The organism is Haladaptatus sp. (genome assembly GCF_049589095.1).
GTDB lineage: Archaea > Halobacteriota > Halobacteria > Halobacteriales > Haladaptataceae > Haladaptatus.
The window spans coordinates 1-2753 of the sequence record NZ_JBAWAC010000149.1 but is presented as its reverse complement, the minus strand read 5'-3'; the positions used below and the strand labels follow the sequence as shown (position 1 = coordinate 2753).

The 2753-nt window shown below is 61.8% G+C and carries 2 protein-coding genes and 1 pseudogene; 1 reads left to right on the top strand and 2 read right to left on the bottom strand.

The window, feature by feature from the left end; genetic code table 11:
* Nucleotides 1–314 (bottom strand): annotated as a pseudogene (locus tag WBV42_RS05185) (hypothetical protein); the annotation flags it as partial.
* A 200-nt stretch (nt 315–514) separates the two neighbouring features.
* On the opposite strand from WBV42_RS05185, the gene WBV42_RS05180 reads away from it, so the two are divergent.
* Nucleotides 515–1951 (top strand): short-chain fatty acid transporter, encoded by a 1437-nt coding sequence (locus WBV42_RS05180; protein WP_423985080.1) that lies wholly within the window; start codon nt 515–517, stop codon nt 1949–1951.
* Between the two features lie 52 nt (nt 1952–2003).
* Here WBV42_RS05180 and WBV42_RS05175 read toward each other — a convergent pair whose 3' ends face one another.
* Nucleotides 2004–2666 (bottom strand): cupredoxin domain-containing protein, encoded by a 663-nt coding sequence (locus WBV42_RS05175; RefSeq protein WP_423985079.1) that lies wholly within the window; start codon nt 2664–2666, stop codon nt 2004–2006.
* Between the last annotated feature and the right edge of the window lie 87 nt (nt 2667–2753).

Below are 2753 nucleotides of genomic sequence, written 5' to 3'. Positions count from 1 at the left end.
GGTGGAAGCTCGTACTCGCCAACCCACTCGGTCGGCGCGAGCAGTACACGTGCGTCGGTTTCGCTCGGCGGGTCGAAGCGCACGCTCGCGCCGAGCAGAACCGCACCGAAGAAGCCGAGGATCGGTTGCGCCGCGGGTGTTGCACAGATGCCGACCGTCACTCCCTCGCGCACGCCGAGGTGCCGGAAGAAGTTCCCCGTCTTCCACGCCGTCGTACAGAGGCGATGATAGTCGTACCCTCCGGAGCCGGAAACCCCAAGCGCCGGATCGTCACTTCGTCGGGAACGGACAACGAGATCGCCCAGAATCTGCATGCCGACTCTCGTCCCGGTGAGCGCAAAAGCCCGACGATTCCGAGTAGCAGGTGGGTTTATAATCGAATGAATACCGGATCTTCGGACGTCAATTCGAGGGACGATATCGTCTCCCGTGAACACGGACCGACCCCGACGGTCCACCACCGAGCGTCTGACGAACGTTTATACTGGGATGCTAGATACTCTCAGTCGCAATCATGGCAAACGTAATCAGACGGATGGCCGAAGGCAGTTCACGGCTCGTAGAACGCTACCTCCCGGACGCGTTTCTGTTCGCGATCATTCTGACGTTCGTCGCGTACGGGTTCGCGTTCGTGTTCGTCGGATCGAGCGGCGGACCGTTGGAACACGGCACGAACATCCTTCTCGACGGGTGGTACGGTGGATTCTGGGCACTGCTCGAATTCGCGATGCAGATGACGCTCATCCTGATGACGGGCTATGCACTCGCACAGTCCGCCGTCGTGGACCGCTTTCTCTCACGGATGGCGGCGGTTCCGTCGAGCGAACGAAGCGCCGCCGCGTTGGTGCCGGTCGTGGCCGCCGTCGCCTCGTTCGTCCACTGGGGCCTCGGCCTCGTCGTGGGTGCCATTTTCGCACGAAAAGTGGCGGAGGAGATCCGAACCATCGACTTCCCCATCATCGTGGCGGGGGCTTACTCCGGGTTCATCGTCTGGCACGGCGGCCTCGCGGGATCGATCCCGTTGGTACTCAACTCGACTGCGGACAAGGGGAACTTCCTCCTCGCAAGCGGCGTCCTGAACTCCACGATTTCGACGGGGCAGACCATCTTCACGGTGGCCAACATCGTCATCTTCGTCCTCGTCGGCCTCGTCTTCCTCCCGTTGTTGTTCCTGCTGATGTACCCCCAGAACGAGGCGAAAAAACACCCGCTCGACCCCGAGCAGGTCGAGACGGCGACCGACGGCGGCGAAACGGTCACGACACAACCGTCGACGACGGATGGGATGACGCTCGCGGAGCGAATCGAACATTCGTCGTTCGTCGCGTACGCCATCGGCTTCGTCGGATTGCTGGCCGTCGTCGGCTACTTCGTCCGCGGAATCGTGGACGGAACGATGCCGTGGAACAACCTCAACCTGAACATCGTCAACTTCACGTTCCTCTTCCTCGGTGTCGTCCTTCACGGCACCCCGGCGGCGTATATCGGCGCGATGAAGGAGGCCGTCGAGAACGTTTGGGGGATCATCCTCCAATTCCCCTTCTACGCGGGCATCATGGGTATCATGGGCTACGCGCCGGAGGGGTCGGCCAGCCTCGCGACGCAGATCGCACAGGGAATGGTCCACGTCTCGCCCGACGGAACGCTCCCCGTGGTCGCGTTCCTCACCGCGGGCATCGTCAACGTCTTCGTCCCCAGCGGCGGCGGCGAGTGGGCAGTCGTCGGCGAAACCCTCGTGAAGGCCGCCCATTCGAGCGGCACGAGCGTCCCCCGTGTGGCCATGGCCGCCGCGTGGGGCGACGCGTGGACGAACATGATCCAACCCTTCTGGGCGATTCCACTGCTCGCCATCAGCGGCCTCTCGGTTCGTGACATCATGGGCTACTGTGTGCTGGTGCTGCTCGGTAGCGGCGTCATCATCAGTCTCGGACTGTTGTTCCTACCGATGTGAATTCACTTTTCGCGGTCCACCTCGTCGAAACGAGGGTCGAAAAAAACGCCCTCTATTCCTTCCGTCGAAGCAGATAGCTGAACGCGGCGATGCCGCCGAGCGCGGCGAGCCATCCGAATCCCGGCAATCCGCCGCCGTCCGTCGTGGACGAACTCGTATCCCCGGATGCCGTCGTCGTCTCTGTCGTCGATGGCGAGGTCGAGGCTGTGGGTGACGACGTGGACGGTGGCGATGTCGATGCGCCCGTCGTGGATGACGTTCCCATCTCTCCCATCGTCCCCGTCGTACCGTTTGCGGTTCCGTTCATCGTGGTCGTCGACCGTAACACGATGAGGTTGCCGCGCATCGTCTCCGGGTCGAACTCCGAGAAGTAGGTCTCCATCTCCGTGGTCGCCGTGAATTCGAGGGTTTGGGTCGCCCCTCTCGTCTCGATGACTTCGGTTCGCTTGAGAATGTTTCCTTTCCCGTCACCGATGGCAATGTTGTGGGAGTTGCCGTCCATGTTCTCCCACGCGATGACGTAGTCCTTTCCGGCCACCATCTGGATCGTCGGATTCGTCTTGTCCGCGAGGGGTTCCGGGGACTGTCCCAACCAACCGGAGACCTGTCCGCCGAGTTCGAACGTCGCGGTTTGCCCGCGTGCGAGACCGACGAGCGCTCCCGTTCCGAGGGCTACTTGCACGAACCGCCGACGAGAGAGTTTCGATCCGGTCATACGAGGAATGTCCGTAGCTATCTATAATATCACCACAGAAACGCTTAGCTTGTTCGGTTGCGGAGTCAGAAACTGCTCTTGATTCGC